Source organism: Variovorax sp. P4_D9 (assembly GCF_056401695.1).
Map to the genome: position 1 here is coordinate 1 of NZ_JBFUIU010000834.1, position 3780 is coordinate 3780.

At 63.0% G+C, this 3780-nt stretch carries 4 protein-coding genes and 1 pseudogene; 3 read left to right on the forward strand and 2 right to left on the reverse strand.

The genetic code is table 11. From position 1 onward, the window contains the following. The 3 genes from AC1DY5_RS46320 to cyoD form a co-directional block, all read left to right on the forward strand. Window positions 1–1609, forward strand: a 1609-nt coding sequence (locus AC1DY5_RS46320) for a cbb3-type cytochrome c oxidase subunit I (RefSeq protein ID WP_478121115.1), incomplete at its 5' end; no start/stop codon positions are given. After that, entirely contained in the window at window positions 1602–2237 is a 636-nt protein-coding gene (cyoC, locus tag AC1DY5_RS46325; RefSeq protein WP_478121116.1) for a cytochrome o ubiquinol oxidase subunit III, read from the forward strand. The genes AC1DY5_RS46320 and cyoC, both read left to right, overlap by 8 nt. Then, the gene (cyoD, locus tag AC1DY5_RS46330) at window positions 2234–2629 is read left to right on the forward strand and encodes a cytochrome o ubiquinol oxidase subunit IV (protein ID WP_478121117.1); all 396 of its coding nucleotides are present in this window, start codon (window positions 2234–2236) and stop codon (window positions 2627–2629) included. Before cyoC ends, cyoD begins: the two co-directional genes overlap by 4 nt. 110 nt (window positions 2630–2739) lie before the next feature. Here cyoD and AC1DY5_RS46335 read toward each other — a convergent pair whose 3' ends face one another. Further along, window positions 2740–3084 (reverse strand): hypothetical protein, encoded by a 345-nt coding sequence (locus AC1DY5_RS46335; protein WP_478121118.1) that lies wholly within the window; start codon window positions 3082–3084, stop codon window positions 2740–2742. 391 nt (window positions 3085–3475) lie between these two features. After that, window positions 3476–3780 (reverse strand): annotated as a pseudogene (locus AC1DY5_RS46340) (TorF family putative porin); the annotation flags it as partial.

Consider the following 3780-nt stretch of genomic DNA (forward strand, 5'->3'; position numbering starts at 1 on the left):
GTTGATGAACTTCGTGGTGCCGCTGCAGATCGGCGCGCGCGACGTTGCCTTCCCGGTCATGAACGCGCTCAGCTTCTGGCTTACGGCCGCGGGCGCGTTGCTCATCAACATTTCGCTCGGCGTGGGCGAGTTCGCGCGGACCGGCTGGCTCGTCTATCCCCCGCTGTCCGAGCTGGCCTACAGCCCCGGCGTCGGCGTCGACTACTACTTGTGGTCGCTGCAGATCTCCGGCCTCGGCACGCTGCTGTCGGGCATCAACCTCATCACGACCATCATGCGATGTCGGGCCCCGGGGATGAAGCTCGAGAACATGCCGATCTTCTCGTGGACGGCGCTGGCAGCCAACATGCTGATCGTCGCGGCCTTTCCGGTGCTGACCGCCACCTTGGCGATGCTGCTGCTGGRCCGCTATGCGGACATGCACTTCTTCACCAACGGCGCCGGCGGCGACCCGATGATGTTCGTCAACCTCATCTGGATGTGGGGACACCCGGAGGTCTACATCCTCGTGATCCCCGCGTTCGGCGTGTTCTCCGAGGTCATCGCGACGTTCTCCGGCAAGCCGCTGTTCGGCTACCGCTCGATGGTGATCGCGACCATGGCGATCACCGTGCTTGCCTTCACGACCTGGCTGCACCACTTCTTCACGATGGGCGCGGGGGCGAACGTGAACGGCTTCTTCGGCATCACGACGATGATCATCTCGATCCCGACTGGCGTGAAGATCTTCAACTGGCTGTTCACGATGTACGGCGGACGCGTGCGCTTCACATCGCCGGTGCTGTGGACCGTCGGCTTCATGCTCACCTTCACGATCGGCGGCATGACGGGCGTGCTGATGTCCATCCCTCCGGTGGACTTCGTGCTGCACAACAGCCTCTTCCTGGTCGCGCACTTCCACAACGTCATCATCGGAGGCGTCGTCTTCGCATGCATGGCCGCTCTGACGTACTGGTTTCCCAAGGCGTTCGGCTTCACGCTCGACGAGCGGCTCGGCAAGATGGTGTTCTGGTGCTGGTTTGTCGGCTTCTACCTGGCGTTCATGCCGCTCTACGCGCTCGGGTTGCTCGGCATGACCCGGCGCATGAATCACTCCGACAACCCCGTCTGGACGCCGTATCTCTACGTCGCGGTGGCAGGCGCTGCCCTGATCATGATCGGCATCGTGCTGCAGGTCGTGCAACTGGTCGTCAGCATCCGTACGCGTCATCTGCGTCGCGACTTGACCGGCGATCCGTGGCAAGGGCGCACGCTCGAGTGGTCCACGGTGTCGCCGCCGCCTCCGTACAACTTCGCAGTCCTCCCAGCGGTCCAGGGCATCGACGCACATTGGGCAGCTCGGCGCGACGACGTGCCAGCGCAAGCTCGACCGATCGAAGACATCGAGATGCCGAAGCGCTCGGCACTCGGATTCGTCGTTGCGTTCTTTGCGGTCACGGGCGGATTCGGCATGGTGTGGCACATCTATTGGCTCGGTGCCGCTTCGCTGCTCGCTGCTGTGGCCTGCTGGATATTCCAGTCGTGGGGCGACGATGACGAGACGACGCTGACGGCGGGCGAGGTCGAGGCTTTCGAGACGAACTCGCGCCTGCGCACCGTTCATGCCTGAGGAGACCCGCATGTATCAACCTGTCCTGGACGTCCGGCACACCCCCACGTCCATCGGCGGCCATTCAGAACGCCGGGGGACCACAGCGTTCGGCTTCTACCTGTACTTGCTGAGCGACTGCATCGTCTTCGCGACGCTCTTCGCCGCGTTTGCGGTCCTGCATCGCTCGGTGGCGGATGGGCCGACCGGGAAGGAGTTGTTCGACCTGCACAACGCGTTCATCGAGACAGCGCTGCTGCTGACCAGCAGCATCACCTGCGGCATGGCCATGCTCGCATGCGACCGTCGTGAAGTCAGGACGGCCTTCGGAGCGATTGCCGCGACCTTCATCCTCGGGCTCGCGTTCCTGGCGCTGGAGATCAGGGAGTTCGCGCGGATGGTGGCAGAAGGTGCAGGCCCGAGCAGCAGTGCATTCCTGTCGGCCTTCTACACGCTCGTGGGCACGCACGGGTTGCATGTCACGGCGGGGCTTGCGTGGCTGGTTTTCATCTTCGTGCAACTGCGGCAGCGGGGCTTCAGCGACGGTGTCGTGCGACGGATGTACTGCTTCAGCCTGTTCTGGCACGTGATCGACGTCGTGTGGATCGCCGTATTTTCATTTGTCTACATCATCGGATCGGCATCATGACCCAGCCCTCGATTGCATCCAACGAAACCGCCCGCGTTGCGCCGGGCACACACGACGGACGGGGACACGGCTCTCTCCGAGGGTACCTGGTCGGGTATCTCGTTGCGATGCTGCTGACGATCGCATCGTTTCTCGCGGCCGGGACCGACGCGCTGACGCCGTCGAGCGTGACCGCTGCCGTCACCGTGCTCGCCGTCGCCCAGATGCTGGTGCACCTCATCTTCTTCCTGCACATCAGCACGTCGCCGAATCAGCGCACCAACATCCTCGCGTTCRTGGTCACTGCGACGGTCGTGGGCATGATCGTCGTTGGCTCGCTGTGGATCATGGCGCACCTGCACTCGAACATGATGCCTGTCGATCCGCAGATGAACATGCAGATGGAGCCATAGGTGCGCTCGTGCATGCGGAGCTCCCGGGCGCTGCTGCTGAGTCAAGCTCAAGCCAAAGGGCGTGAACGTTTCCCAGGGAGGCGAGCGCGCAGCGCACGCGCACGAGGACGTCATTGGCCATGACACAGACCGCGCCGGGCCAAGTGATCTCGCCACGTGACGAGTCGGCCGATTTCGCCCGAGGGAATGGCCTCGATCAATCCATGCAGAACCTGCGCATAGCTGGCGAGCGGAAGCCGGATCATCAGGCGCACCCGAGGCGCGTCGCTTTCCTGCGAACTGCGGTCGTTGAGAAGTGGCTCGCAGCGCACCACACCCGCATCGGCGCAGCGTGCGACGAGCTGACGAACGCTTCGCGCATCGCTGGACGCGACGGCGACATCGAGCACATGAAACGTACCGGCGTTTGACGAACGTGGTTGACCAGGGTGCTCTTGGTATGCGGCATAGGCCACGTAGATTCCTTGTTGTTGGTGACGATGAAGATTGTCGGGAGCCGTCCGTAAAAATAGGGGAGAGAGTGCGCCCGTTGGTGAAAACAAAGCGTATCGGCCGCTTTGTGTCGCGCTCGATCAGCTATGCACAAGCTCCTCGGATCACCGTCAGGCCAGCGCCCAGTGCCTCCATGTAGGCAACTCGCATCCCCAACGAGGTCTTGAGCGCCGGTAGCCCGAGCTGCTTCTGGTTGTCTTCGACGGATGCAACCATTGATGCGACGTACGGCCCTGAGCCGCCTGCGGCTGGATGAGCGGGAGCTAGCCTCATGTGCAAGTGTGATGGGCTGCACGATGCCGCCTATCCGTGCGCGGACGACCCGGTGACTGCGCTCGGGTCGTCCTATCCTCTCTACAACGTCTTGGTCAGCATCACGATGAAGCGGGTCGCGTTAGTCGAGAAGGTGGTCTGGCCGACCGGGCCGACGGGGGTGGGGATGCCCGGGCTGGCGACCAGGTTGAACGCGCTCCGCTCGTTGCCGCCCTGGATATAGCCGCCCAGCGTCAGGCCGCTGCCGAAGTCGTAGGCCGCACCGRCGTTGTAGTCGAGGTAGTCCTTGTAGCCCAGGCTCTTGATGTCGCTGGTGAAGAAGGTGTAGCCGATGGCTGCCTTCAACGTCACCTTGGGAATGATTTCCTTGGTGTAGGCCAGGTTCA